Below are 25,949 nucleotides of genomic sequence, written 5' to 3'. Positions count from 1 at the left end.
GCAAGCTGCTCAAATCCTCACTTCAGACCCATCTTGCTCTTCAGGCTATCCATGACTTGCGTCTTGTTCTCCAGATAAGCGTTCAAGCCTTTTGCCCGCAGATTGCAGGCGTCGCAGTTGGCGCAGCCACTGCCCATGATGCCGTTGTAGCAAGTCAGGGTTTGCTCGCGAACCAGCTCCAGTTGATTGTGGTAGTCCGCCAGAGCCCAGGTTTCTGCCTTGTTCAGCCACATCAGTGGAGTCTCGAGGTGCAACTTGTACTCCATGCCCAGTTCGAGGGCCTTGTTCAATGCCTTTACAAATTCATCGCGGCAATCGGGGTAACCCGAGAAATCGGTCTCGCACACTCCGGTAATCACGGTCTCGGCTTTTACCTGATAGGCATAGATAGAGGCCAGGGTAAGGAACAGGATGTTTCTTCCGGGTACAAAGGTGCTGGGCAAGCTCTCGCCTGAACTGTTCACCGTGGGCACCGGAATGTTGTCCCGAGTGAGGCTGCTGATCGCCAGTTCGTTGAGCAACGAAGCGTCCAGCACTTTGTGCACGGTCGCCCCCAGCTGCTTGGATAGCCGCTGCGCGGTCTCGATTTCCGCGTGGTGCCGCTGGCCATAGTCGAACGTAATGCAGTGCACTTCGTCATAGAGCGGCAAGGCGTGGATCAGACAGGTTGTCGAGTCCTGTCCGCCGCTGAACACGATAACCGCTGTTTTCTTCATCATTCTGCTTCCTGCATGAGTTGGGTCATTTGAATAGTTGGGCAGCCCACGCAAGGGCTCTCAATAAAATACCCCGCGCGTCTCTCGAAGGCGGGGCTTTTCCGTGTTCGGGTGCGCGGCTCACGCCGAGCGTGCACTGCCGGCCATGCGCCGCAGAATATGCCCCTGGCCCTTGATGCAGTGCAGGATCAGCGCCGCCACATGGCCGACGATCAGCACCAGCAGGGTCCAGCCCAGGAGGCTGTGGAAATTGTTGCCCAGCTCGGTCATCCACTGGATCTTCGGCCCGTCGAAGCCGTTCATTACCGGCAGACCGAAGGCGGAAAAGGCGCGACCCGAGCCGTACTGACGCAACAGGCCGAGAAACGGAATGGCAAACATCCCGGCATACAGCAGCCCATGCCCCAGGGTTGCTGCAAGGTTGAGGCTCGGCGGCCGGCGATGACGGTTCAACAGGCTCCAGAGCACACGCACCAGCAGCAGGGCCATCAACAGCAGGCCGACTTGCTTGTGGGTCGGCCAGAGGAACTTGTCCAGGGCCGAATCGGCCAGCAGGTAATGCGCACTGGTGGTGCTGTAGATCCAGGCAAAGGCCAGGGCCATGGCCCAGTGCAGTCCGCGACTGATGACGCCATAGCGCGCCTTCGAGTCGTACAGTTCAATACGGTTTTCCATTGCATCCACTCAGGTTCTATCCACGAACGGCGCATTTTACCCGGCCAGGCCAGGCCTTCGGGCCGAAAAACTTTAAATGATGTGACCATCAACCCCGCGCAATGAAAAAAGCCCCGCGCTTCTTGCGAAGGCGGGGCTTTTCCTGTGGCCTGGACAGCTTAGTGTGCGTAGGTCAGCAGGAGCTCGGTCGGGGCCTTGAAATCCACCGACATCATCACGCTCAGCGCGGTGATGGTGAAGATCGAGAACACGAAGAGCTTGCGCGCCCACACGGTGTCATCCACTGCCTTGTAGCCGGTCCAGGCCATGTACAACCAGTACATGCCCATGGCCGCCGCTACCGCCAGGTAGCTCATGCCGGCGTAACCGCTGAAGGTCAGCATCAGGGTCGCCACCAGGAATGCCAGGATGTAGAGCAGGATGTGCTTCTTGGCCACGCGGATGCCACGCTTCACTGGCAGCACCGGAATCGATGCGGCCAGGTAATCGTTGAAGCGGAAGATCGCGATAGCGTAGGAATGCGGCATCTGCCACAGGCTGAACATCACCAGCAGGGTCAGCGCAGCCATGTCGAAGCTGTTGCTGACCGCGACATAGCCGATCACTGGCGGCATGGCCCCGGACAGACTGCCCACCAGCGTGCCGTGAACCGACTTGCGCTTGAGGTACAGGCTGTAGAAGCCGACGTAGATGACAAAGCCGATTACCGCGAACAACGCGGCCAACGGGTTGGCCACGTAGTACAGCAGGGCGACGCCGGCGACACCGAGGATAGAGGCGTAGACCAGTGCCACTTCCAGGGAAATCAGGCCCTGGACCAGCACGCGGTTCTTGGTGCGCTCCATCTTCAGGTCGATGTCACGGTCGATGCAGTTGTTGAACACGCAACCGGACGCTACCACCAGCGAGGTGCCGATCATGGCGGCCAGGAAAATGGCCAGATCGACATGCCCTTTCGAGGCCAGGAAGAACCCGCCTGCCACAGAAAGCACGTTACCGAAAATGATCCCCGGTTTGGTGATTTGGATAAAGTGCTTGAGCGACATCGGGTTTACCTCACTTCGCCATCATGACGGTGTGGATGCTGAACATGATCCACAACGACAGACCAACCAGCAGAACAATGACCAACGCGGCGAAGATGAACGCCACCACGTTGTTGCGCTGTGCTTCGGAACGGTCCAGGTGCAGGAAGTACACCAGGTGCACCAGCACCTGGATGACTGCGAACGCCAGGACGATCCACAGGGTCACGTCTTTGGGCAGCGATGGGTACATCACCAGGCCGAACGGGATCAGTGTCAGGATGACCGACAGGATGAAGCCGATGGCGTAGGACTTGACGCTGCCGTGACCGGCTTCGTCGTGGGAGTGTGTGTTGGCCATTTACATAGTCCCCATCAGGTAAACAACGGTGAATACGCAGATCCACACCACGTCCAGGAAGTGCCAGAACAGGCTCAGGCAGCTCAGACGGGTCTTGTTGGTCGCCGTCAGGCCGTTTTTCTGCACCTGGTACATCATGATCGCCATCCAGATCAGACCGCTGGTCACGTGCAGACCGTGGGTACCGACCAGGGTGAAGAACCCGGACAGGAAGCCGGAACGGCTAGGGCCATAGCCTTCGGAGATCAGCAGGTGGAACTCGTTGATCTCCATGCCGATGAAGCCCAGGCCAAACAGGAAGGTCATGGCCAACCAGCCCAGTACCTGCTTCTTGTTGCCCCGGAAGAACGCCAGCATGGCGAAGCCGTAGGTGATCGAACTGAACAGCAGCAGGGCGGTTTCACCCAGTACGTATGGCAGTTCGAAGATGTCGTGGCCCGACGGGCCACCCGCTACGTTGTTAACCAGTACCGCGTATACCGCGAAGATCGACGCAAACAGAATGCAGTCGGTCATCAGGTAGAGCCAGAAACCGAATACGGTCATCTCGCCCGAGTCGTGGTGATGGTCATCGTGCCCATGGTCATCGACATGGGCGTGTCCAGCATTGGTCACTAAGTTCGACATGGATTAAGCCTGTTCCAACGAGGTTTCAACACGGGTAGCCGGGATCTTGTTCTCCGATACCAGACGCTTGTGCTGTTCGGCTTCGATGCGCTCGATCGTTTCGACCGGCACCATGTAGCCTTGATCATCACGGGCAGCGTGGATCGCGAAATAGATCACGGTGCCGGCCAGGCTTGCGATGGCCAGCCACCAGATGTGCCAGATCATGGCGAAACCGAACACGGTCAGCAGAGCACCCATGACCAGACCGGTAGCGGTGTTGTTGGGCATGTGGATCGGCTGGTAGCGGCCAGGCTGCGCGTAGGCAGTGCCGTTTTCCTTGGCTTCGGTGAACGGATCGATGCCTTCGGCTTTCGGCAGTACCGCGAAGTTGTAGAACGGAGGTGGCGACGAGGTCGACCATTCCAGGGTGTGGGCGTTCCAAGGGTCGCCGGATACACACATGTTCTGCTTGCGGTCACGCACGCTGACGTACAGCTGGATCAGTTGGCAGGCGATACCCACGGCGATCATCACCGCACCTACCATGGCGACGTACAGATACGGCACCCACTCAGGGTTGGTGGTGGCGTTCAGACGACGGGTCATGCCCATGAAGCCCAGTGCATAGAGCGGCATGAACGCGACGAAGAAGCCGGAGATCCAGAACCAGAACGCAGCCTTGCCCCAACCTTCATGCAGCTTGAAGCCGAAGGCTTTCGGGAAGTAGAAGCTGAAGCCGGCGATGTAGCCGAATACCGCGCCGCCGATGATCACGTTGTGGAAGTGAGCGATCACGAACAGGCTGTTGTGCAGAACGAAGTCGGCACCCGGAATGGCCAGCAGTACGCCAGTCATGCCGCCGATGGCGAAGGTCACCATGAAGCCCAGGGTCCACAGAACCTGGCTGGTGATGCGCAGACGGCCGTGGTAGATGGTGAACAGCCAGTTGAACAGCTTCACCCCCGTCGGAATCGAGATCAGCATCGTCGCCAGGCCGAAGAAGGCGTTGACGCTGGCCCCCGAACCCATGGTGAAGAAGTGGTGCAGCCAGACCATAAAGCCCAGTACCGAGATCGCGCCGGAAGCGTAGATCATCGAATGGTGGCCGAACAGGCGCTTGCCGGAGAAGGTCGAGATCACTTCGGAGAAGATACCGAACGCCGGCAGGATCAGGATGTACACCTCGGGGTGACCCCAGGCCCAGAACAGGTTCACGTACATCATTGGATTGCCACCAAGTTCATTGGTGAAAATGTGGAAATCCATGTAACGGTCAAGCGTCAGCAGTGCCAGGGTAGCGGTGAGGATCGGGAACGAAGCCACGATCAGCACGTTGGCCCAGGTGCAGGTCCAGGTGAAGATCGGCATGTCCATCATCTTCATGCCCGGGGTACGCATTTTCAGCACGGTGGCCAGGAAGTTGACCCCCGTCAGCGTTGTCCCCAGCCCTGATAGCTGTAGCGCCCAGATGTAGTAGTCCACACCCACGCCCGGACTGTATTGCAAGCCCGACAGCGGCGGATAGGCAACCCAGCCGGTCTTGGCGAATTCGCCAACGCCCAGGGACAGGTTGATCAGCACCACGCCCGAAACCAGCAGCCAGAAGCTCAGGGAGTTGAGGAACGGATAGGCCACGTCACGCGCGCCGATCTGCAGCGGCACGACAAGGTTCATCAGGCCGGTGAAGAATGGCATCGCCATGAAGATGATCATGATCACACCGTGAGCGGTGAAGATCTGGTCATAGTGTTCAGGTGGCAGGTAGCCAGGCGAACCCTCGGTGGCCATGGCCAGCTGGGTACGCATCATGATGGCGTCGGCAAAACCACGCAGCAGCATGACCATGGCGACGATGATGTACATCACACCGATTTTCTTGTGGTCGACGGACGTCAGCCACTCGGTCCACAGGTAGGTCCACTTCTTGAAGTAGGTGATTGCCGCGAACAGCGCCACGCCACCGAGCAGAATCATGGCAACGGTGACCATGACAATCGGCTCGTGGAACGGAATCGCTTCCAGACTTAATTTACCAAACATCGTTTACTCCTCTGCCCCGGCAGCTGAATGCGAACTCACGTCCATCCCTTCCGTTGCGGCCACTTCCTTTTCTTTCTTCTCGTGCTTGAGCGGCTTGCCCGGTTTCATGCCTTCATACTTGTCGATGACGGTCTGGAACAGGTTTGGCGCGTAGGCGGAGTAGAGCTCTACAGGATTGTTCTGGCTTGGCTTGGAAAGGGCTTCGTATTCAGCGGTGTCCAGCTGTTTAGGTGCCTTCTTGACTTCGTTTACCCAGGCGTCGAAATCTTCCTGACTGGTAGCGATCGCTTTGAACTTCATGCCGGTGAAACCCGCGCCACTGTAGTTGGCGGAGATGCCTTCAAGTTCGGTGTTCTGGTTGGCAATCAGGTGCAGCTTGGTGGTCATGCCCGCCATCGCGTAGATCTGGCCGCCCAGGCCCGGGATGAAGAACGAGTTCATCACGGTGTCGGAGGTCACGCGGAAGTTCACCGGGGTATGGGCCGGGAAAACGATCTTGTTGACGGTGGCGATCCCTTGGTCGGGATAGATGAACAGCCACTTCCAGTCCATGGCGACCACTTCGATGGTCACTGGCTTGACGTCGGAATCCAGCGGACGGTACGGGTCCAGGGCGTGGGTCGACTTGTAGGTGACATAACCCAGGGCAATGATGATGAGCACCGGAACCAGCCACACCGCGATCTCGATCTTGGTGGAGTGGGACCACTTCGGCGCGTAGGTCGCGTCCTTGTTGGAGGCGCGGTATTTCCAGGCGAAGGCGAAGGTCATGATGATGACCGGCACAACCACCAGCAGCATCAGGATGGTTGCCGTGATGATCAGGTTTCGTTCATCCAGACCGACCTGACCCTTGGGATCGAGCAAGGTCCACTTGCAGCCTCCCAGCATTAACATGCCGAGCAGCGGCAATAAGCCTAGTAATCTGGGGTACCTGTTTTTACTCATCTCACGACCTCTAAAGCAGCTTGCGCAATGCAGTTGGGTTTTGATCGCCAACACTTCACCCTGCCAAGGGTTGGCATTTTTCTTCAATTGAATAAGGGCCTGCCCGTTGCGTTAAGCGCTCAACGACACATCCCGGGCTAGCAGTGGTTCTTATTCGATCTCGTGGTCAAAGGCCTTGTTACAGACCAATTCCATTTGGTGCGGAAGTTTGGAAGGCGCCGACACCCGCAGTCGCATGGAGCGCTCTATCCGCCCCTCGACCGTCCTCGTGTGCTCAGGGTTGAGCAGCGTCGGAAATTCAGTGCGGGCGATTGTAGATATGTCGCGTTTTATAAACCATGTCTTATCCCGAAATAATTTTTATCCCATGGCGCAACAATCCCTCATGATTGTTGCGAAGGATCGCAATCATAGCGATTTTCATTTGCAACAAAAAGCCCCAAAAAGGACCTGAAACACCCACCTTCCAGGACTCTCGATCCCCCCTGAGGGCCGCCTTCCATCAGGCTTCACCCCTTGTAAAACGGGCGCTGTGAAGATTTGTATCGATAGCAGGCTATGGTTCTCGGCCGACAGGCTCGCGTACACAAACTGACAGGCTCTCATTGAACCAGCGCGCCAGAATGCAGTCTGTTGCAGCGACTCAACCGCCCCTCTGCGACCGCGGCACTGTGACAACATGTCGCACTTTTGCCGCACCTGCGCTTGCCGCAAATCACGGACTTTTCAGGTGCCGAATGAACGGCACAAAAAAGCCCCGGCCCTCCCATGGGGAGCCGGGGCTTTTACGAGTGAATCAGTAGGTTTTCTTGCGATTGCGTACCACACCCAGAGGCACCAGGATCACCGTCAGCACGAACGCCACCAGCGCCCACTGGGCCAGGGACAGACCGAGGATCGGCGGGTACGGCGTGGAGCAGAAACCGTCCACCTGAAAGCCCAGGGGGAAGATCTTGGCCAACGGCAGGCTGTCGACAATCGGCTGCAGTACATCGATGCCACAGCTCACCGAGGGGTAGAACTGGGTGTACACATGGTGCCCCGCCACGCCCGCGCCGGCGAGGGCGCAGATGACCACCAGGGTTTCCATGACCGTGACCCCACGTCGCGAACTCATGGCCGCGCCGATGAAGGCAAACAGTGCAATCAGCAGCAAGGCATAACGCTGCAGGATGCACAGCGGGCACGGCGCCTCACCCAGCACCACCTGCATGTACAGGGCTCCGCCGATCAGTGCCAGGCAGATAATCCCCAGCAGCACCAGGAAACGCCGTTCGCGTCCCAAACCCAGTCTGTCGTCACTCATCCCTATTCCTTTTTCTGTTGTGTTCAGCCTGCCCCCGAGACCCGAGGCGGCAGACCGAGATTGTCTTCGATGAACCCGTCGATCGCGTGCAGGCCAATGCTCGCAGAGGCACACCCGGCTGCCGGGAAGTCTACACGTTGAACATGACCTTTGAATGCAGGGACGTACAGCGCCACTGCAACGCGGCTTCGGGCGCTTTGCCAGTTGCGGACAATAGCGACAAGCAGGTTAAGAGTGGATTAACCGCCATACCAAATACGCCGAGAATAAAGGCGGTTTCGGGAAAATCAGCGAATGCCGGAGCGACATGAAACGAAGGGGAGAGAGAAAAGGCCGGCGCCCGAGGGGAGCCGGCCGGGGTGGTTATTCCAGGGCCGCTGCCGGACCGAAGAACTCATAGCGGCTCTGCTGCTCGGGAATGCCCAGGGCCTGAAGGTGGCGCTTGATCGCGGCCATGAAACCCTTGGGCCCGAGGAAGTAGGCGTCCAGGTCGCGTTGCTCCGGCAGCCACTCGGCCAGTTGCTCGCGGGTCAGCATGCCCAGCTTGTCCGCCGCCGGGCTGACACCGTCATCCTCGGCGTAGCAATAGAAGCGCTTGAGCTGTGGATACCGCTGGGCCAGTTCATCGACCCAGTTGCGAAAGGCATGCACCTGGCCGTTGCGGGCGCAGTGGATGAAATGCACCGGACGCTCGGTGGCCAGCGCCGCCTCCAGCATCGGCAGGGTTGGAGTGATGCCCACCCCGCCGCTGATCAGCACCAGCGGTTTGTCGCTGGCCGCCAGGGTGAACTCCCCCGCAGGAGGGAACAGCATGACGCTGGTGCCCACCGGGCATTGGTCATGCAGGTAGTTGGAGGCCACGCCGCCGGTTTCGCGCTTGACGCTGATGCGGTACTGGCCCTGGTTGGAAAGTGCCGAGAGGGAGTAGTTACGACGGATTTCCTCGCCCCCTATAAAGAGCTGCAAACCGATGTACTGCCCCGGTTCAGCGGCGAGGATCGGCCCCTGGTCCAGCGGTTCGAAATAAAAGGAGGTGATTTCCGCGCTTTCTTCCACCTTCTGCACCAGCCGGAACTCACGGGCACCGCGCCAGCCGCCGGGCGCCTGGGCTTTCTCGTCGTAGATCGCCGCCTCGGCGCCGATCAGGATATCCGCCAGCTGGTTATAGGCGGCGGCCCAGGCATCGATCACTTCCTGGGTGGCGATCTCGCTGCCCAGCACTTCGGAAATGGCCCGCAGCAGGCAACCGCCAACGATGGGGTAATGTTCCGGAAGGATCTGCAAGGCGACGTGCTTGTTGATGATCTTGGCCACCAGGTCCCCCAACTGGTCCAGTTGGTCGAGGTGCCGGGCATACATCAGAACACCATTGGCCAAGGCCCGGGGCTGATCGCCGCTGGCCTGATGCGCCTGGTTGAACAGTGGCCGCACTTGCGGGTACTCGGAGAGCATCATCCGGTAGAAGTGGGTAATCAGGGCTTCGCCGCCGCTTTCGAGCAGGGGCACAGTGGCTTTGATAATGGCACGATCTTGAACGCTTAGCATAAGGACAACTCCTGGACTTTATGACTGCTTGCAGGTTTCCTATGCCTAATCAGTTTTCGTGCCATAAATAAATCCGTTAAATATCAACAAGTTAAAATAAATATAGTCATAAAGACACTCTGTCTTTTATAGTCATTAAGACACCATGGAGTCATTATGACTGCAAAATCCCTGCTCACCGCCCTGCTTCCCCTGGTCACCGACCTGTCCCGCGAACTGCCCGAAGGCGAGCGCTATCGCCGCCTGCTGGAAGCTCTGCGCGCCCTGCTGCCCTGCGATGCCACCGCACTGCTACGCCTGGATGGCGAGTGGCTGGTGCCCCTGGCGGTCAACGGCTTGAGCACCGACACCCTGGGCCGCCGTTTCAAGGTCAGCGAGCATCCGCGCTTCGCCGCCCTGCTCAGCAGCCCGGGCCCGACCCGATTTGCCAGCGACAGCGACTTGCCCGACCCCTACGACGGCCTGGTGGAAGGGCTCGATGATCACCTGGAAGTGCATGACTGCATGGGCTGCCCGCTGTTCGTCGACGAGCGCCCCTGGGGCCTGCTGACCCTCGATGCCCTGGACCCGCAGCGCTTCGAACCCATTGAGCTGGATGCCCTGCAAGCCTTCGCCAGCCTCGCCGCCGCAACGGTCAGCGCCGCCCAGCGCATCGAACGCCTGGCCCAGCGCGCCGAAAACGAGCACCAGCGGGCCGAGGTCTATCGCCAGGCCAGTGGGCAGAACCGCGAGATGATCGGCCAGAGCAAGGCCCACAAACGCTTGCTGGAGGAAATCAAGCTGGTGGGCGGCAGCGACCTGACGGTGCTGATCACCGGAGAAACCGGCGTCGGCAAGGAACTGGTCGCCCAGGCTATCCACGCGGCTTCGCCCCGGGCCGAGCAGCCGATCATCAGCCTCAACTGCGCGGCCCTGCCCGACACCCTGGTGGAGAGCGAGCTGTTCGGCCACGTGCGCGGCGCCTTCACCGGGGCCACCCAGGATCGCCGGGGAAAATTCGAACTGGCCAATGGCGGCACGCTGTTTCTCGATGAAGTGGGCGAGTTGTCGCTGACAGTACAGGCCAAACTGCTGCGGGTGCTGCAAAGCGGCCAACTGCAACGCCTGGGGTCGGACCAGGAGCATCGGGTCGACGTGCGCCTGATTGCCGCCACCAACCGCGATCTGGCGGAAGAAGTGCGCAACGGCCGCTATCGTGCCGACTTCTACCACCGTCTCAGCGTCTACCCCCTGCGGGTGCCGGCACTGCGCGAGCGCGGCCGCGATGTGCTGCTGCTCAGTGGCTACTTCCTGGAACAGAACCGCTCGCGCATGGGCCTGGGCAGCCTGCGCCTGAGCGTTGAGGCGCAACAGGCGCTGCTGGCCTACCACTGGCCGGGCAACGTTCGCGAGCTGGAGCACTTGATCGGGCGCAGCGCTCTGAAAGCGCTGGGCAACCACCCCGAGCGACCGAAGATCCTCAGCCTGGATGCCGGCGATCTGGACCTGCCCCGGGCCAGCGAAAGAACCAGCGCCCCCGTCGAGCCTGCTGTTGCAACCCAGGCCATGCCTGCCGTAGCCGGCGACCTGCGCCAGGCCACCGACCACTACCAGCGCCAACTGATCAGCAGTTGCCTGGAGCGGCACCAGCACAACTGGGCCAGCGCCGCCCGTGAGCTAGGCTTGGACAGGGCCAACCTGAGCCGCCTGGCCAAGCGCCTGGGCCTGCGGTAAACGCCAGCGCCGACAAAGCGCCCCGCCCCTCTGCAGGAGCCGGCTTGCCGGCCAGGGTCGCGCCGCCGACGGAAAGCGGGAACACCGCTAAAGCCAGCCCTGAACACGTCGATAACCCGTTATCAATGGTTGTCCGTGGCCCGTGCCACGAGCCAATTTTCTCCAGAGAAGGTTTTTATGTCCTCCAACAAAGCCCGCGCAGATTCGCTATCGCTTCTGCTGTTTACCTTGCGCAGCGGCAAGCTGATGGCAATCAACCTGCTTAAAGTCAGTGAAATCATTCCCTGCCCGCCGCTGACCAAGCTGCCCGAATCCCACCCCCACGTGAAAGGCATCGCCACCCTGCGGGGCAACTCGCTGTCGGTGATCGACCTCAGCCGGGCCATCGGCGAGCGGCCCCTGGCCGACCCCGACAGCGGCTGCCTGATCGTCACTGACGTCAGCCGCTCCAAACAGGGCCTGCACGTGCAGGCCGTGAGCAAGATCGTGCATTGCCTGACCACCGATATCCGTCCACCGCCCTTCGGTTCCGGCGGCTTGCGGTCCTACATCACTGGGGTGACCCAAATGGACGGCACCCTGGTGCAGGTACTGGATATCGAGAAAGTGATCCATGGCATCGCCCCGGCCCAGATCGAGATGGCGCCCACCGAGCTGAGCATGGAAGACGCCGAAGCCCTGGGCAACGCGCGGATCCTGGTGGTGGACGACAGCCAGGTGGCACTGCAGCAATCGGTACACACCTTGCGCAACCTCGGCCTGCAATGCCACACCGCCCGCAGCGCCAAGGAAGCCATCGACTGCCTGCTGGAACTGCAAGGCACGGCCAACGAGATCAACCTGATTGTCTCGGACATCGAGATGTCGGAGATGGACGGCTACGCCCTGACCCGCACCCTGCGGGAAACCCCGGACTTCGCCCACCTCTACGTGCTGCTGCACACCTCCCTGGACAGCGCCATGAACAGCGAGAAAGCCCGTGTGGCCGGTGCCAACGCCGTGCTCACCAAGTTTTCCTCGCCCGAACTGACCCGCTGCCTGATCGACGCAGCCAAGACCATTGCCACCCAGGGCGCCTGAGGCATGAGCCAGATCCACTGTTTGTTGATGCGCCGCGATCTCACTACCCCATTGGCAGCGCCGCAGTGGCCTGCCGGCGTCACTGTGTACAACTACAGCCCCGAGCATGCGCAGGCTGTGCATCAGTTGATGCATCTGGGCTACCAGGACGGTGGCGGCGACGTCCCGGTGCTGGACAGCTGGCGCCAAGCCTTCGAGAGCGATGCCGAATACGACCCCGAACTGTGCCTGGTGGCCCGGGATGCCGAAGGTGTGATCGGCGTCGCCCAGTGCTGGACCAGCGCCTACATCAAGGACCTGGTGGTACACCCCCGAGCGCGCGGCCAGGGCCTGGGGCGCGCCTTGCTGCAGCAAGCCTTCATCCTGTTCGCCGAACGCCGGGAAGGCTGCGTCGATCTGCGGGTACTGGAAGGCAACCTGGGGGCCCGGCGCCTCTACGAAAGCGTCGGCATGTACATCGTGCGTCACGAAACCCTCGACTGATCCGCCGGTCACTATCCTGTAGCCGCCGCCGAAGGCTGCGAACGGCCGGATCAGCCCCGGCGATCCCAAAGCCCCTGCGCCCCAAGGAGCCGCCCCCCATGAACGCCAAGACTCTGTGCCTGCTCTGCCTGGCCACCCTCACCGGCCAGGCCAGCGCCTCCAGCGACGATGCCTGGGCCGCCCTGGAGCAGGCCATCCGAATCAGTTGCACCCAGGCCAGCGGCCTGCAAAACCCCAAACCCGTGGGAACCATCGCGCAATTTCCCGACCAGGTCGGCGTCAGCGCCCTGTTGCTGCAAGGCCGCTACCCGCAGAAACACATGCACGGCCAATCGGGCATCGAACTGTGCCTGTACAACAGGCAGACCGGCCAGGCTGCGGTCAGCGAGTGGGACTCGATCCGGCCGGCCCTCAAGGCCCGGTGAATGGCGCATAACTTGCTTCGGCATAGCCCCGGGTAGCGTCCATGACGGTTTTCCCACCTGACTCCTGCTGATCCACAAGGCGCTTCGTGCAATGAACACTCAGTTTTCCTGCGTCGGCTGCGGCAAATGCTGCAACGATCACCACGTGCCCCTGACCCTGCTGGAAGCCCGCGACTGGGCGGCCGACGGCGGCCAGGTGATCATTCTGGTGGAAGCCTTCCTCGGCAATGGCCTGGGGCTGCCGATGCAGCAGCGCGAGCACGCCGAACGCCGTTCCTGCCGGGTCCGCAGTGGCGCCACCGAAGCCTATGTGGCGATCACCTTCGCCGCCTACAACGTCGGCCCCTGCCGGAATCTTGACGAAGACCAGCTCTGCCGCATCTACCAGCGCCGGCCACTGGTGTGCCGCATCTACCCCATGGAAATCAATCCGCACATTCCCCTCAACCCGCAGGCCAAGGAATGCCCGCCGGAATCCTGGGAACAGGGCCCGCAACTGATTCTGGGGAATGAACTGGTGGATCAGGAGCTGGCCGAGCTGATCCGCCGCTCGCGCCAGGCCGACCGTGACGACATCCACACCAAGGAGGCCATTTGCGCCTTGCTGGGCATTCGCACCACAGCGCTCAAGGGCGACGGTTTCACCGCTTACCTGCCGGACATGGGCGCCCTGGCTAACGCCATCGACCAGGTCCAGGCTGCACCACCCGGAACACCGGGCCAGCCCTGGCGCTTTCACCTGTCCGGAGACGATATCGCCGGTCAGGTCCAGGCCGCCGGTGCCCAGGTGGTCAGTGAAACGCCTCTGGACTACGCCTTCATTTCCCTGCGCGCCGCCTGAGCCGCGGACAACGGCGGGTCGGCGAACAGCCCTAGCCGCGCTTGTGCCAGAACTCCAGGGCCAGTTGCCGCAAGTCCCCCGCCAGCCCGGCCACGTCGCCTGAGTTGACGTGGCTGAGCTGGCCGGCACTGACGGTCGCCTCACAGGCATTGCGAATGCCGATGATGTTGCGGTTGATGTCCTCGCTGACTGCGCTCTGCTCTTCCACCGCTGCGGCGATCTGCAAGCTCATCTCGGTAATCTGGTTGACCCGCTGGCTGATGCCGTCCAGGGCCACCGCCGCGCGCTTGGCCTGGTCGACACTGCTCTCCAGGTGCTGGCTGCTGTGCTGCATGGCCTCCACCGCATTGCGCGCGCCCATTTGCAGGGTGCTGATCATGCGCTGGATCTCGTTGGTGGAATCCTGGGTACGCTGGGCCAGCCCGCGCACTTCATCGGCGACCACGGCAAAACCCCGGCCCTGCTCCCCGGCCCGCGCCGCCTCGATTGCCGCATTCAGGGCCAGCAGGTTGGTCTGCTCGGCGATGCTGCGGATCACCTCCAGCACCCCGGAAATATCGGTGCTATGGCTTTCCAGTTGATGGATGACCTCGGTGGCCCGCTCCAGCTCGCTGGCCAGTCGCAGCACCGCACTGCGGCTTTCGCCCACCAGCAGGTGGCCCTCACGGGTTTCGCTTTCCGCCTGGTCCGCTGCCACCGAGGCCTGCTGGGCATGGGTGGCGACCTCGGCGACGCTGGCCGCCATCTGGTGAATGGCCGCCGCCACCTGATCGGTTTCCGCCTGCTGTTCCAGGGTGCTGTTGTGGCTGCTGTGCAGATGCTCCACCAGTTCCGCGGCATGCCCCTCCAGGCGCTGGGACGCATCGCCGATGCGCCCCACTACCGCGCCCACCTGGGCTTCGAGCATCTGCAGGGCGAACTCGATGCGCCCAAACTCGTCGGTACGGCCGGTATAGATGCCCTGGCTCAAGGGGTTGTCACCGATCTGCCGGGCGCGCTCGGCCAATCGATCCAGTGGCCGCGCTTGCACGCCGACCGCCGTCAGGCTCAGGCACCACCCCATGGCCATCACGGCCCCCTGGACCATCCAGGATTCGGGCAGCAGCCACACTGAAACGCCGTAGCTGCCGATGAAGCCGGCGCTGATGGAGGCCCAGAGACGCAACCGCAGGCTGATCACCGGCAACAGGCTCCACCACGAGGGGCCGGCACCGTTGAGCTGGGCATAGGCCCGCTCCGCCGCCTCGATCTGACGGACGCTGGGTTTGGTGCGCACCGACTGGTATTCCACCGCCTGGCCATCGCGGGTCACGGGCGTGACATAGGCACTGACCCAATAGTGATCGCCGTTCTTGCAACGGTTCTTCACCATGCCCATCCACGAACGGCCGCGCTTGAGGGTGCGCCACATGTGGGCGAAGGCTGCGGAGGGCATGTCCGGGTGGCGCAACAGGTTATGCGGCGAGCCCAGCAACTCCTCACGGCTGTAGCCACTGATCTTGATGAAATCAGGGTTGGCGTAGGTGATCGCGCTAGTCAGATCAGTGGTCGAAAGGATATTCGCATCAGGGGCAAAGTCCACGTTTCGCCCAGTAACCGGAAGGTTGATCTTCATGGATAGCGCGCTCGTATGTGTTGGGTGGAGTCGGCAGGGGTGCTGACTCTAAGCGCACTGATGCCACAAATACTGATCCAGCTCAGGTTTAAAGCAATTAGCCATCATTGCGATTAAAAAAGCGCAAATCGGGATTTTTTCTGCGAATGTCGGCGATATCAGCGTTTGCCCATGGAGCGACGAGTGCCGGGAGGCGCTGCGCCGGGGGTCTTGGTGTGTCCGTTGCTGGCACCATTTTTGTACCAGGGCTGCTGTGCATTCTTGGCAGGAGCAAACTCGGAAGGCTTGAAGGGAAACTTGAACGCCGGGATCGCCGCTGTGCTCGGGGTGTCGGTAGCGGTTGCGTCGGCGGCCGGGTCGACGTTCAGGGCGTCATCCGCAGCGGGTTGTGCAGGGGAAGTCATGGAAACTCCAGGAGAGAAAGGAAATCCGCGCCGGGGTGCAGGCCGCAGTGGGCGCCAGTATACCTGTGCGCCAGCCATCTTTGATCGGGGCCCACCGGGAGTTTTCTGACAGCGCTGACAGCTGGCCGTCACGGTGCTGACCGGGTTGTCGGGCTATAACTGTGCCCAGATCATGGCCATCCTTCCGACATCATTGCCCGGCGCTCTCTCCCCATGCCCATTGCCAAGAAAACAGTCGTGACCGCAGCGGTACTCGTGGTGCTCATCGCCGGCCTCGCGTGGTTCCTGAACAAGCCCGCCACAGCCAAGCTGGCCGCGCCCACGGCCATTCCGGTACGGGTGGTCAGCGTGCACCAGCAGGATGTGCCGCGTTACGCCAGCGGCATCGGCACGGTGCTGTCGCTGCACAGCGTGGTGATTCGCCCACAGGTGGATGGCATCCTGACCCGGCTGCTGGTCAAGGAGGGGCAACTGGTCAAGACCGGCGACCTGCTGGCGACCATCGATGATCGTTCGATACGCGCCAACCTCGATCAGGCCCGGGCCCAGCTGGCGCAGAACCAGGCCCAGTTGCAGGTGGCCCAGATCAACCTCAAGCGCTACAAGCTGCTGTCGGTGGATGACGGCATCTCGAAGCAGACCTATGACCAGCAAGTGGCCCTGGTCAATCAGCTCAACGCCACGGCCCAGGGTAACCAGGCTGCCATTGATGCCGCTCAGGTACAGCTTTCCTACACTCAGATCCGCTCTCCCGTCAGCGGCCGGGTGGGGATTCGTACCGTTGATGAAGGCAACTTCCTGCGCATGAGCGATACCCAGGGCCTGTTCTCGGTGACCCAGATCGACCCGATTGCCGTGGAGTTTTCCCTGCCCCAGCAAATGCTGCCAACCCTGCAGCAACTGATCCGCGCCCAGGACCCGGCGGCGGTCAAGGCCTTCCTCGGCGCTGACAGCAACAGCGCCGGGGCCCTGCTGGGCAACGGCCACCTGACCCTGATCGACAACCAGATCAACGCCGGGACCGGCACCATCCGCGCCAAGGCGGAGTTCAGCAACGCCCAGCAGCAGCTGTGGCCCGGGCAACTGGTGACGGTGAAAATCCAGACCGCCCTGGACCAGAACGCCCTCACCGTACCGCCGACCGTGGTCCAGCGCGGCCTGGACCAGCACTTCGTGTACCGGGTCAAGGGCCAGCAGGTGGAAGTCGTGCCGGTGCAGGTGGTGTATCAGGACAGCGGGTTGAACATCATCTCCGGGGTCCAGGCTGGCGATGTGCTGGTCAGTGACGGCCAGTCGCGGCTCAAGCCCGGCTCCCAGGTCCAGGTACTGAGCGATCCACCCCAGGTGGTACAGGCGACGGAGCCCCAGCCATGAAGGGCCATGGCTCGGTGTCAGCCTGGTGCGTCGACCATCCGGTCGCCACCGTTCTGCTGACCTTCGCCCTGGTACTGTTGGGCGCCATTGCCTTCCCGCGCCTGCCGGTGGCTCCGCTGCCAGAGGCCGAGTTCCCGACCATCCAGGTGTCCGCCGCCCTGCCCGGTGCCAGCCCGGACACCATGGCCTCTTCCGTGGCCACGCCCCTGGAGGTGCAATTCAGCGCCATTCCCGGCATGACCCAGATGACCTCCAGCAGCGCCCTGGGCTCGTCCTTGCTGACCCTGCAGTTCACCTTGAACAAGAGCATCGACACCGCCGCCCAGGAAGTGCAGGCGGCGATCAACACCGCCGCTGGCAAGTTGCCCAAGGACATGCCCACCCTGCCCACCTGGAAGAAGGTCAACCCGGCGGACAGCCCGGTGCTGATCCTCAGCATCAGTTCGACGCAGATGCCCGGCACCGAGCTCAGTGACTACGCGGAAACCCTGCTGGCCCGACAGATCAGCCAGATCGACGGGGTCGGCCAGATCAACATCACCGGCCAGCAGCGCCCGGCGATCCGGGTCCAGGCTTCGGCGGACAAACTGGCGGCCATCGGCCTGACCCTGGCCGACATCCGCCTGGCGATCCAGCAGACCAGCCTCAACCTGGCCAAGGGTGCACTGTATGGCGAGTCGAGCATCTCCACCCTGTCCACCAACGACCAGTTGTTCCATCCCGAGGAATACGGCCAGTTGATCGTTTCCTACAAGGACGGTGCCCCCGTGCACCTGCAGGATGTGGCGCGGGTAGTCAACGGTTCGGAAGATGCCTACGTCCAGGCCTGGTCCGGCGACCAACCGGGGGTCAACCTGGTGATCTCGCGCCAGCCCGGCGCCAATATCGTCGAGACCGTGGACCGCATCCAGGCTGCCCTGCCAGGCCTGGAGGCCATGCTCCCGGCCTCGGTGCAGGTCAAGGTGCTGGTGGACCGGACCCAGACCATCCGCGCCTCATTGCACGAAGTGGAGATCACCCTGCTGATCGCCGTGCTGCTGGTGGTGGCGGTGATGGCGCTGTTCCTGCGCCAGTGGTCCGCGACCCTGATCGTCTCCGCGGTGCTGGGCGTATCCCTGACCGCCAGTTTCGCCTTGATGTACGTGCTGGGCTTCAGCCTGAACAACCTGACCCTGGTGGCCATTGTCGTGGCCGTGGGCTTTGTGGTGGATGACGCCATCGTCGTGGTGGAGAACATCCACCGCCACCTGGAAGCCGGCGACGGCATGCGCGAGGCGGCAATCAAGGGCGTCGGCGAGATCGGCTTCACCGTGGTCTCCATCAGCTTCTCCCTGGTGGCGGCGTTCATTCCCCTGCTGTTCATGGGCGGCGTGGTGGGCCGGCTGTTCAAGGAGTTCGCCCTGACCGCCACTTCCACCATCATGATTTCGGTGGTGGTCTCGCTGACCCTGGCCCCCACCCTGGCGGCCCTGTTCATGCGCGCGCCGGTGCACCCGGCCCATGCCAAGCCGGGCTTCGGCGAGCGCCTGCTGGCGGTCTACGAGCGCGGCCTGCGCAAGGCTCTGGCCCACCAGAAACTGATGCTGGGGATCTTCGGCCTGACCCTGAGCATGGCCATTGCCGGCTATATCCTGATCCCCAAGGGCTTCTTCCCCGTGCAGGACACCGGCTTCGTGCTCGGTACTACCGAGGCTGCGGCGGACATTTCCTACCCGGACATGGTGAAAAAGCACCAGGCGCTGGCCGAGATCGTCGCCGCCGACCCGGCAGTGCAGGCCTTCTCCCACTCCGTGGGGGTCTCGGGCAGCAACCAGACCATCGCCAACGGCCGCTTCTGGATTTCCCTCAAGAACCGTGGCGACCGGGACGTGTCTGCCAGTGCCTTCATCGACCGCATCCGCCCGCAACTGATGAAGGTGCCCGGCATTGTCCTGTACCTGCGGGCCGGCCAGGACATCAACCTCAGCTCTGGTCCCAGCCGCGCCCAGTACCAGTACGTACTGAAAAGCAACGACGGCCCGACCCTGAGCACCTGGACCCAGCGCCTGACGGAAAAGCTGCGCAGCAACCCGGCCTTCCGTGACATCTCCAACGACCTGCAACTGGGCGGCAGCATCACCCACATCCAGATCGATCGCACGGCTGCCGCGCGTTTCGGCCTTACCGCCAGCGATGTCGACGAGGCACTGTACGACGCCTTCGGCCAGCGCCAGATCAACGAGTTCCAGACCGAGATCAACCAGTACAACGTGATCCTTGAACTCGACACCCAGCAACGGGGCAAGGCCGAGAGCCTCAACTACTTCTACCTGCGCTCGCCGCTGACCGGAGAAATGGTCCCGCTCTCTGCCCTGGCGCGCTTCGATGCGCCCACCATCGGCCCGCTGTCGATTGCCCACGACGGCATGTTCCCGGCGGCCAACCTGTCCTTCAACCTGGCCCCCGGCGTGGCCCTGGGCGATGCGGTCATCCTGCTCAACCAGGCCAAGAGCGAGATCGGCATGCCAACGGCCATCAGCGGCAATTTCCAGGGCGCGGCCCAGGCCTTCCAGAGCTCGCTGGCCAGCCAGCCGTACCTGATCCTGGCGGCGCTGGTGGCGGTGTACATCATTCTCGGGGTGCTGTACGAAAGCTTCGTGCATCCCTTGACCATCATTTCCACCCTGCCCTCGGCCGGGCTGGGCGCCTTGCTGATGCTCTGGCTGTGCGGCCAGGACTTTTCCATCATGGCGCTGATCGGCCTGGTGCTGCTGATCGGCATCGTCAAGAAGAACGGCATCCTGATGATCGACTTTGCCCTGGAAGCCCAGCGCCACGGCGGCCTGCCTCCCGAGGAGGCGATCTACCAGGCCTGCATCACCCGCTTCCGGCCGATCATCATGACCACCCTGGCCGCCCTGCTCGGTGCCCTGCCGCTGATGCTCGGCTACGGCGCCGGCGCCGAACTGCGCCAGCCCCTGGGGATTGCCGTGGTGGGCGGCCTGCTGGTCAGCCAGGCCCTGACGCTGTTCACCACGCCGGTCATATACTTGTGGCTTGAGCGGCTGTTCCACCGGCCCCAGCCGGCCCTGTTGCCGGCCACCACTACCTGAGGCGGGTCATGCGCGTTCTGATTATCGAAGACGAAGAAAAAACGGCCGATTACCTGCACCGCGGGTTGACCGAGCAAGGCTACACCGTCGACCTGGCCCGGGACGGCGTCGAAGGCCTGCACATGGCTCTGGAGGGCGACTATGCCGTGATAGTGCTGGATGTGATGCTGCCCGGCCTGGATGGCTTTGGCGTATTGCGAGCACTGCGTGCGCGCAAGCAGACCCCGGTGATCATGCTCACCGCCCGCGAACGCGTGGAAGACCGCATCAAGGGCCTGCGCGATGGCGCCGACGACTACCTGGGCAAGCCCTTCTCCTTCCTTGAACTGGTGGCCCGCCTGCAAGCCCTGACCCGTCGCAGCGGTGGGCATGAGCCGGTGCAGATCAGCATCGCCGACCTGTGGATCGACCTGATCAGCCGCAAGGCCAGCCGTGCCGGCAGCCGCCTGGACCTGACCGCCAAGGAGTTTTCCCTGCTCAGCGTGCTGGCCCGGCGCCAGGGCGAGATCCTGTCCAAGACCGCCATCGCTGAAATGGTCTGGGACATCAATTTCGACAGCGACGCGAATGTCGTCGAAGTGGCGATCAAGCGCCTGCGGGCCAAGCTCGACGGCCCCTTCGAGCAGAAACTGCTGCACACCATCCGTGGCATGGGCTATGTGCTGGAGAGCCGCGGTGCCGAGTAACTCCATCGCCCTGCGCCTGAGCGGGCTGTTCACTCTGGTGGCGCTGCTGATCTTCCTGCTGATTGGCGGGGCCCTCTACCAGCAGGTGGACAAGGGCCTGGGGCTGCTCCCGGAAGCCGAACTGGATGCGCGCTACAGCGTGCTGGAGTCGGCCCTGACCCGCTACGGCAACCCCGAGCACTGGGCCAAGATCAACGCCAAGCTCAAGCTGCTGAGCGAGGAAGACAAGCGCATCCGCTTCTGGGCCATCAGCGGCGACCCCGGCTATGAATACGGCAGCCCCGACGCGCAGATCCGCGAATTCGCCCAAGGCCCCCTGGGCATGCGTGACCTGAACCTGAGCGATCACCCCTATCCGCTGAAAGTCCTGGTCAGCCAGTTGCCGGCCAAGGAACAGCGCCCGGCCCTGCGCTTTCTGATCGCCATCGACACCGACACCTTCCACCAGACCCAGCATCAGTTGCTGATGGCCCTGATCGGCCTGGCCATTGTCGGCGTGCTGCTGGCCTCGGCCCTGGGCTACTGGGTGGCGCGGATCGGCCTCAAGCCGCTGATCAAGCTCTCCCAGGAAGCCCAGCGCCTGGCACCGCCACGGCTGTCCGGGCGCCTGCAATTGTCGCCACTGCCGCCGGAACTGAAGCAGTTCGTCAATTCCTTCAACTCCACGTTGGAACGGGTCGAACACGCCTACTCGCGCCTGGAGTCGTTCAACGCCGATGTGGCCCACGAACTGCGCTCGCCCCTGACCAACCTGATCGGCCAGACCCAGGTCGCCCTGACCCGGGGGCGCTCGGCGGAGCATTACTTCGAGGTACTGCAATCGAACCTCGAAGAGCTGGAGCGGCTGCGTTCGATCATCAACGACATGCTGTTCCTGGCCAGTGCCGACCAGGGCAGCAAGGCCACCAAGCTCACCACCAGTTCCCTGGCGGCGGAAGTGGCAACGACCCTGGACTACCTGGACTTCATCCTCGAAGACGCCCAGGTCAGGGTCGAGGTTCAGGGCGATGCCCAGGTGCGGATCGAGGTTGCCCACCTGCGCCGGGCCCTGATCAACCTGCTGAGCAACGCGGTGCAGCACACCGCAGCCGGGGAAGTGATCCAGGTGCGGATCGAGGTCCAGGAACACCAGGTGGCGATCGCCGTCAGCAACCCGGGGCAGGACATTGCCAGTGAACACCTGCCACGGCTGTTCGAGCGTTTCTACCGGGTGGATGCCTCGCGCAGCAACAGCGGTGCCAATCACGGCCTGGGGCTGGCCATCGTCAAGGCCATCGCCCTGATGCATGGCGGCGATGTGTTCGTGCGCAGCGACCGGGGCATCAATACCTTCGGCCTGTACCTGCCTCTCTGACTCGGGATTCTCGGATTCTGTAGGAGCCGGCTTGCCGGCGAAGGCGTCAACACATCCGGCGCAAGGCAATAGGACGCGTTCGCTGGCAAGCCAGCTCCTACAAGCCAGCTCCTACTATTGTTTTTTTTGTAACAGTCCTTATCCTGTTCGGCTCTTTTTCCAACAGCCACGTGGTTATATTTTTGTCGCACCGAATTGAACTTGCTCTGCAAGAAGGTCTTCAGAAATGTCCAACAGTATGGGTATCGCCAGCGCGTTTGTTTTGTCTTCCCTGTTCGTGGCACCAATGGCCATGGCCGAAGAATCCCAGGGATTCGTGGCAAGAAATGCCGCACGCGCCGCCGCTTTCGAACAAGCCCAGATCGCCCAGGCAGCCCAGCAGCAAAACACTCAGCAAGCCCAGAAGATCACTGCCGAGCAAAGCAAGAGCGACACTCAGAAAGACAGTTGATCCACGCTTCCGACTTGTTTCCCTCGACAACTTCTCTGCTTTCAACCCGGGAGTAAGTTGTCTTAAAGCCGCTGAGTTCAGCGGCTTTTTTTTGCCGTATAGAAACCCTCGGCACACTCGTCATACCCAGAACAAGAAACACCCGAATTCACAATAAGAAGCCATTGTCGTTCACCAAAGGAGCTAAACGTTGTTCAAGACCTCACTGAAGATCAGCCCCCTGTTCATTGCAATCGCCGCAACGATCCCGACACTCGGGCAAGCCGCCGAAGAAACCAAGGCCGAGGGTTTTGTCGAGGGTTCGAGCCTCAAGCTCAACGCCCGCAACTACTACATGAACCGCAACCGCCTGCAGCAGAACAAAGACAACATCGAATGGGGCCAGGGTTTTCTCGGCGTCTTCGAGTCGGGCTACACCCAGGGCACCGTGGGTTTCGGCCTTGATGCCAACGCCATGCTCGGCCTCAAGCTGGACGGTGGTGGCGGCACCACCAAGTCGAGCATCCTGCCTATCAGCGACGATGGCCGGCACAAGGCACCCGGCTCGTTCTCCACCGCCGGCGCCACCTTGAAAATGCGGGCCTTCGATACCGAGCTCAAGGCTGGCGACCTGTTCCTCAACAACCCGGTGATCGCCGGCGGCATGAGCCGCATGCTGCCCCAGACCTTCCGCGGCGTGAGCCTGACCAACCACAGCTTCGACGGCTGGTTGATCGAGGGCGGCCAGGCCAGCTTCACCAAGCCGTACAACCAGAGCGGACACAAGCGCATCGGTACTTCCTACGGCAGCCTGCGCGAGGGCGACGAGAGCCTGCACCTGAACTGGGCCGGCGTGGCCTGGAGCGGCGTGCCAGGGCTGACCAGCAGCCTCTACGCGTCCGAACTCAAGGACATCTGGAACCAGTACTACTACGACCTGGACTACACCTACGCGGTCAACGAACTGGTCAGCCTCAACCCGGGCCTGCACTTCTATCACACTCAGGACACCGGCCAGGCGCTGCTGGGCAACATCGACAACAACACCTACAGCCTGCACTTCACCGTCGGTGTGGGTAACCACAGCGTCACCGCGGCCTATCAGCGGGTCAACGGCAACACACCGTTCGACTACATCGCCCAGGGCGACAGCATCTACCTGGACAACTCCCAGCAGTATTCGGACTTCAACGGCCCCAACGAGCGTTCGTGGAAGCTCAAGTACGCCTATGACTTTGCCGGTCTCGGCCTGCCGGGCCTGACTTCGGCGCTGTCCTACTCGCGTGGCGAGCTGGACCTGACCAAGGTCGATCCGGCCAGCCGCGGCTATGCCAGCTGGTACAGCGCCGACGGCAAGAACGCCAAGCACTGGGAGCGCGACCTGGACCTCAAGTACGTGGTGCAGGGCGGCAGCGCCAAGGACCTCGCCGTACGCCTGCAGTGGGCCACCAACCGTGGCGGCAACGGCTACGGCGCGCTGGACAACGACACCGACGAATACCGGGTGATCGTCGACTACCCGATCAACGTCTTCTAAGCCGCCCAAACAAAAAGACCAGCATGTTTTGCTGGTCTTTTTTTATCGGAGATTTATACAAGCGCGCAGGCGTGACCGATTTCTGTAGCCCACGTCCACACTAGACTCAAAACTGTCGACGCAGCAGAAATCAAAATCATGAACGTGAGTAGTGCGACACCCCGCACAGGGAAGATCGCGTCAAATACCGAGCGCCTGCTGATCCTCTCCAGCTCGCTGATCGTTGTAGCCATTCTCGGCATCGTCACCTACCTGTTGATCCGCGAACACGCCGCTGCCGAACAGGCTGCCACACGTGCCGCCAACAACATCGTGCAACTGATCGACGCCGATGTATTGCGCAACGTCGAGCTCTACGACCTGTCTCTCAAGGGACTGATCAGTGCCGCGCAACGTGACGATCTGAAGGATGTTTCGGCGTCCATACGTCACCTGGCGCTGTTCGACCGGGCCACCGCAGCGCCCTACAAGGGCGACATCCTGCTGCTGGACAGGCACGGCGACGTGCTGGCCGACTCGGCCTCGGTCGTGCCGCGCACGGGCAACTACGCCGATCGCGAGTACTTTCGATCGCACATCGACAATCCGGACCCGAGGATGATGATCAGCCCGCCGTTCCGCGCGCGCACCGCCGATCACGACTGGCGGATCAGCTTCAGCCGCCGGCTCAGCGACGAGCATGGCCAGTTCATCGGGGTGGCCGAAGCGGCCATGCGCCTGAGCTACTTCAACGAGCTGTTCAGAAATCTGGATATCGGTCGCAACGGTACGATCAACCTGGTGAGCCGCGACGGCGTTCTGCTGGCCCAGCAACCGCCGCTGGCAGACGACCTGATAGGCAAGAACTTCAGCAGCCGCCCCAACTTCGTCCGCATTCTGCGTGAAGGCAACGGCAGCTTCAGCAGCGTCTCCAGCGTTGATCAGAAGCAGCGGCTGTACACCTTTTCCCAGGTCGGCGATCTGCCCCTGATCGTGATTGTCGCGCTGTCCATCGACGAGGTCTTCGGAGCCTGGCAACGCACCGCGGTGCTGATCAGCGGCGCCACTGGCGCCCTCTGCATCGCCCTGTTCTGGCTGACCTGGCAGTTGTGCCGCGAACTGCGGCGCCGGCAGAGCGCCGAGCAGGAACTGGCGCGCCTGGCAGCCGTCGATGCCCTCACCGGCCTGGCCAATCGCCGTACCCTGGACCAGGTGCTGGGCAACGAATGGTCGCGGGCCCGGCGAGCCAACCTGCCGTTGTCGCTATTGATGGTCGATGTCGATCACTTCAAATCCTTCAACGACCGCTTCGGCCATCCACTGGGGGACCAGGCCTTGCGTGTGGTGGCACAGAGCATTGGCGCCTGCGTCGGGCGCCCCTCGGACCTGGCGGCGCGCTATGGCGGCGAGGAGTTTGCGGTCATCCTGCCAGGAACCGACAGTGCCGGTGCCGCCGTACTCGCCGAGAAGATCCGCACCAGCATCGCCGCCTTGCCGGCCATCAGCGAACACGCCGCGCCGCTGACCGTGAGCATTGGCATCAACACCTGGTCGGGTAACCTCGATATCGGTCTTGAACAATGGGTGAGCGACGCCGACAAGGCGCTGTATCAGGCCAAGTACAGCGGGCGCAACCGGGTGGTTTCCAACATGTCCCAGGGCGGCTCCAAGCGCGGCGCTTGAAACCGCAGGCATAAAAAAAGGCCATCCG

General features: G+C 62.1%; 23 protein-coding genes and 1 pseudogene. 13 read left to right on the top strand and 11 right to left on the bottom strand.

Going from position 1 to position 25,949, the window contains the following annotated elements:
* Positions 1–17 precede the first annotated feature (17 nt).
* From queC to cyoA, 7 genes are all read right to left on the bottom strand, one after another.
* Positions 18–716: a 7-cyano-7-deazaguanine synthase QueC gene (gene queC, locus BM382_RS07970; protein ID WP_072442940.1), complete on the bottom strand. Its 699-nt coding sequence runs from the start codon at positions 714–716 to the stop codon at positions 18–20.
* Between the two features lie 120 nt (positions 717–836).
* Positions 837–1,391 carry a cytochrome b gene (locus BM382_RS07965; protein WP_011063282.1) on the bottom strand — a complete coding sequence of 185 codons (555 nt, stop codon included), beginning with the start codon at positions 1,389–1,391 and terminating at the stop codon, positions 837–839.
* A gap of 158 nt (positions 1,392–1,549) precedes the next feature.
* Positions 1,550–2,437: a heme o synthase gene (gene cyoE / locus BM382_RS07960; RefSeq protein ID WP_011063283.1), complete on the bottom strand. Its 888-nt coding sequence runs from the start codon at positions 2,435–2,437 to the stop codon at positions 1,550–1,552.
* A gap of 10 nt (positions 2,438–2,447) precedes the next feature.
* Positions 2,448–2,777 carry a cytochrome o ubiquinol oxidase subunit IV gene (gene cyoD, locus BM382_RS07955; RefSeq protein ID WP_011063284.1) on the bottom strand — a complete coding sequence of 110 codons (330 nt, stop codon included), beginning with the start codon at positions 2,775–2,777 and terminating at the stop codon, positions 2,448–2,450.
* Positions 2,778–3,404, bottom strand: coding sequence for a cytochrome o ubiquinol oxidase subunit III (locus BM382_RS07950; protein ID WP_011063285.1), 627 nt, complete (start codon positions 3,402–3,404; stop codon positions 2,778–2,780).
* A 3-nt stretch (positions 3,405–3,407) separates the two neighbouring features.
* Positions 3,408–5,426, bottom strand: a complete 2,019-nt coding sequence (cyoB, locus tag BM382_RS07945) for a cytochrome o ubiquinol oxidase subunit I (RefSeq protein WP_011063286.1) — start codon at positions 5,424–5,426, stop codon at positions 3,408–3,410.
* A gap of 3 nt (positions 5,427–5,429) precedes the next feature.
* Complete coding sequence (gene cyoA / locus BM382_RS07940; protein WP_011063287.1) at positions 5,430–6,374, bottom strand: ubiquinol oxidase subunit II; 945 nt, start codon at positions 6,372–6,374, stop codon at positions 5,430–5,432.
* A gap of 27 nt (positions 6,375–6,401) precedes the next feature.
* On the opposite strand from cyoA, the pseudogene BM382_RS32230 reads away from it, so the two are divergent.
* Positions 6,402–6,596, top strand: a pseudogene (locus tag BM382_RS32230) (hypothetical protein); the annotation flags it as partial.
* A gap of 574 nt (positions 6,597–7,170) precedes the next feature.
* Here the strand turns inward: BM382_RS32230 and BM382_RS07930 are convergent.
* On the bottom strand, positions 7,171–7,680 hold the full coding sequence (locus BM382_RS07930; protein WP_011063288.1) for a disulfide bond formation protein B: 510 nt from the start codon (positions 7,678–7,680) through the stop codon (positions 7,171–7,173).
* Between the two features lie 363 nt (positions 7,681–8,043).
* Entirely contained in the window at positions 8,044–9,225 is a 1,182-nt protein-coding gene (gene hmpA, locus BM382_RS07925) for an NO-inducible flavohemoprotein (protein ID WP_072442554.1), read from the bottom strand.
* 156 nt (positions 9,226–9,381) lie between these two features.
* On the opposite strand from hmpA, the gene norR reads away from it, so the two are divergent.
* From norR to BM382_RS07900, 5 genes are all read left to right on the top strand, one after another.
* Complete coding sequence (gene norR, locus BM382_RS07920) at positions 9,382–10,938, top strand: nitric oxide reductase transcriptional regulator NorR (RefSeq protein WP_015636917.1); 1,557 nt, start codon at positions 9,382–9,384, stop codon at positions 10,936–10,938.
* A gap of 177 nt (positions 10,939–11,115) precedes the next feature.
* On the top strand, positions 11,116–12,018 hold the full coding sequence (locus BM382_RS07915) for a chemotaxis protein (RefSeq protein ID WP_072442552.1): 903 nt from the start codon (positions 11,116–11,118) through the stop codon (positions 12,016–12,018).
* Positions 12,019–12,021: 3 nt separating this feature from the next.
* Positions 12,022–12,501 (top strand): GNAT family N-acetyltransferase, encoded by a 480-nt coding sequence (locus BM382_RS07910; RefSeq protein ID WP_072442550.1) that lies wholly within the window; start codon positions 12,022–12,024, stop codon positions 12,499–12,501.
* A 98-nt stretch (positions 12,502–12,599) separates the two neighbouring features.
* Positions 12,600–12,926, top strand: a complete 327-nt coding sequence (locus BM382_RS07905) for a hypothetical protein (protein ID WP_011063293.1) — start codon at positions 12,600–12,602, stop codon at positions 12,924–12,926.
* Between the two features lie 91 nt (positions 12,927–13,017).
* A complete protein-coding gene (locus BM382_RS07900; protein ID WP_072442548.1) occupies positions 13,018–13,767 on the top strand; it encodes a YkgJ family cysteine cluster protein in 750 nt (249 codons plus the stop codon).
* A gap of 31 nt (positions 13,768–13,798) precedes the next feature.
* On the opposite strand, the gene BM382_RS07895 is transcribed toward BM382_RS07900, so the two are convergent.
* Together BM382_RS07895 and BM382_RS07890 are read right to left on the bottom strand one after the other, a co-directional pair.
* Entirely contained in the window at positions 13,799–15,382 is a 1,584-nt protein-coding gene (locus tag BM382_RS07895; RefSeq protein ID WP_015636920.1) for a methyl-accepting chemotaxis protein, read from the bottom strand.
* Between the two features lie 158 nt (positions 15,383–15,540).
* Positions 15,541–15,786: a hypothetical protein gene (locus tag BM382_RS07890; RefSeq protein WP_011063296.1), complete on the bottom strand. Its 246-nt coding sequence runs from the start codon at positions 15,784–15,786 to the stop codon at positions 15,541–15,543.
* A gap of 213 nt (positions 15,787–15,999) precedes the next feature.
* Here BM382_RS07890 and BM382_RS07885 point away from each other — a divergent pair, with 213 nt between their 5' ends.
* The 7 genes from BM382_RS07885 to BM382_RS07855 all read left to right on the top strand — a co-directional run bounded on the left by BM382_RS07885 (position 16,000) and on the right by BM382_RS07855 (position 25,921).
* Positions 16,000–17,160: an efflux RND transporter periplasmic adaptor subunit gene (locus BM382_RS07885; protein ID WP_072442546.1), complete on the top strand. Its 1,161-nt coding sequence runs from the start codon at positions 16,000–16,002 to the stop codon at positions 17,158–17,160.
* Positions 17,157–20,252, top strand: a complete 3,096-nt coding sequence (locus BM382_RS07880) for a multidrug efflux RND transporter permease subunit (protein ID WP_072442544.1) — start codon at positions 17,157–17,159, stop codon at positions 20,250–20,252. The genes BM382_RS07885 and BM382_RS07880 overlap by 4 nt, the downstream gene beginning before the upstream one ends.
* A gap of 8 nt (positions 20,253–20,260) precedes the next feature.
* On the top strand, positions 20,261–20,938 hold the full coding sequence (locus BM382_RS07875; protein ID WP_011063299.1) for a heavy metal response regulator transcription factor: 678 nt from the start codon (positions 20,261–20,263) through the stop codon (positions 20,936–20,938).
* Entirely contained in the window at positions 20,928–22,292 is a 1,365-nt protein-coding gene (locus BM382_RS07870; protein WP_041119787.1) for a heavy metal sensor histidine kinase, read from the top strand. The genes BM382_RS07875 and BM382_RS07870 overlap by 11 nt, the downstream gene beginning before the upstream one ends.
* 226 nt (positions 22,293–22,518) lie before the next feature.
* Positions 22,519–22,743, top strand: a complete 225-nt coding sequence (locus BM382_RS07865) for a hypothetical protein (RefSeq protein ID WP_011063301.1) — start codon at positions 22,519–22,521, stop codon at positions 22,741–22,743.
* Between the two features lie 190 nt (positions 22,744–22,933).
* Positions 22,934–24,259 (top strand): OprD family porin, encoded by a 1,326-nt coding sequence (locus tag BM382_RS07860; RefSeq protein ID WP_053153705.1) that lies wholly within the window; start codon positions 22,934–22,936, stop codon positions 24,257–24,259.
* 138 nt (positions 24,260–24,397) lie between these two features.
* Positions 24,398–25,921, top strand: coding sequence for a sensor domain-containing diguanylate cyclase (locus BM382_RS07855; RefSeq protein WP_015636925.1), 1,524 nt, complete (start codon positions 24,398–24,400; stop codon positions 25,919–25,921).
* The last annotated feature ends 28 nt before the right edge of the window (positions 25,922–25,949 follow it).

The organism is Pseudomonas sp. NFPP25, from assembly GCF_900116505.1.
Classification (GTDB): domain Bacteria; phylum Pseudomonadota; class Gammaproteobacteria; order Pseudomonadales; family Pseudomonadaceae; genus Aquipseudomonas; species Aquipseudomonas protegens.
Note: the sequence above shows the minus strand (reverse complement) of the source record. Positions and strands in the feature narration are given on the sequence as shown.

Coding starts and splice junctions, on each gene's coding strand:
- queC (WP_072442940.1), bottom strand. CDS start 716: ATGAAGAAAACAGCGGTTATCGTGTTCAGCGGCGGACAGGACTCGACA.
- BM382_RS07965 (WP_011063282.1), bottom strand. CDS start 1,391: ATGGAAAACCGTATTGAACTGTACGACTCGAAGGCGCGCTATGGCGTC.
- cyoE (WP_011063283.1), bottom strand. CDS start 2,437: ATGTCGCTCAAGCACTTTATCCAAATCACCAAACCGGGGATCATTTTC.
- cyoD (WP_011063284.1), bottom strand. CDS start 2,777: ATGGCCAACACACACTCCCACGACGAAGCCGGTCACGGCAGCGTCAAG.
- BM382_RS07950 (WP_011063285.1), bottom strand. CDS start 3,404: ATGTCGAACTTAGTGACCAATGCTGGACACGCCCATGTCGATGACCAT.
- cyoB (WP_011063286.1), bottom strand. CDS start 5,426: ATGTTTGGTAAATTAAGTCTGGAAGCGATTCCGTTCCACGAGCCGATT.
- cyoA (WP_011063287.1), bottom strand. CDS start 6,374: ATGAGTAAAAACAGGTACCCCAGATTACTAGGCTTATTGCCGCTGCTC.
- BM382_RS07930 (WP_011063288.1), bottom strand. CDS start 7,680: ATGAGTGACGACAGACTGGGTTTGGGACGCGAACGGCGTTTCCTGGTG.
- hmpA (WP_072442554.1), bottom strand. CDS start 9,225: ATGCTAAGCGTTCAAGATCGTGCCATTATCAAAGCCACTGTGCCCCTG.
- norR (WP_015636917.1), top strand. CDS start 9,382: ATGACTGCAAAATCCCTGCTCACCGCCCTGCTTCCCCTGGTCACCGAC.
- BM382_RS07915 (WP_072442552.1), top strand. CDS start 11,116: ATGTCCTCCAACAAAGCCCGCGCAGATTCGCTATCGCTTCTGCTGTTT.
- BM382_RS07910 (WP_072442550.1), top strand. CDS start 12,022: ATGAGCCAGATCCACTGTTTGTTGATGCGCCGCGATCTCACTACCCCA.
- BM382_RS07905 (WP_011063293.1), top strand. CDS start 12,600: ATGAACGCCAAGACTCTGTGCCTGCTCTGCCTGGCCACCCTCACCGGC.
- BM382_RS07900 (WP_072442548.1), top strand. CDS start 13,018: ATGAACACTCAGTTTTCCTGCGTCGGCTGCGGCAAATGCTGCAACGAT.
- BM382_RS07895 (WP_015636920.1), bottom strand. CDS start 15,382: ATGAAGATCAACCTTCCGGTTACTGGGCGAAACGTGGACTTTGCCCCT.
- BM382_RS07890 (WP_011063296.1), bottom strand. CDS start 15,786: ATGACTTCCCCTGCACAACCCGCTGCGGATGACGCCCTGAACGTCGAC.
- BM382_RS07885 (WP_072442546.1), top strand. CDS start 16,000: ATGCCCATTGCCAAGAAAACAGTCGTGACCGCAGCGGTACTCGTGGTG.
- BM382_RS07880 (WP_072442544.1), top strand. CDS start 17,157: ATGAAGGGCCATGGCTCGGTGTCAGCCTGGTGCGTCGACCATCCGGTC.
- BM382_RS07875 (WP_011063299.1), top strand. CDS start 20,261: ATGCGCGTTCTGATTATCGAAGACGAAGAAAAAACGGCCGATTACCTG.
- BM382_RS07865 (WP_011063301.1), top strand. CDS start 22,519: ATGTCCAACAGTATGGGTATCGCCAGCGCGTTTGTTTTGTCTTCCCTG.
- BM382_RS07855 (WP_015636925.1), top strand. CDS start 24,398: ATGAACGTGAGTAGTGCGACACCCCGCACAGGGAAGATCGCGTCAAAT.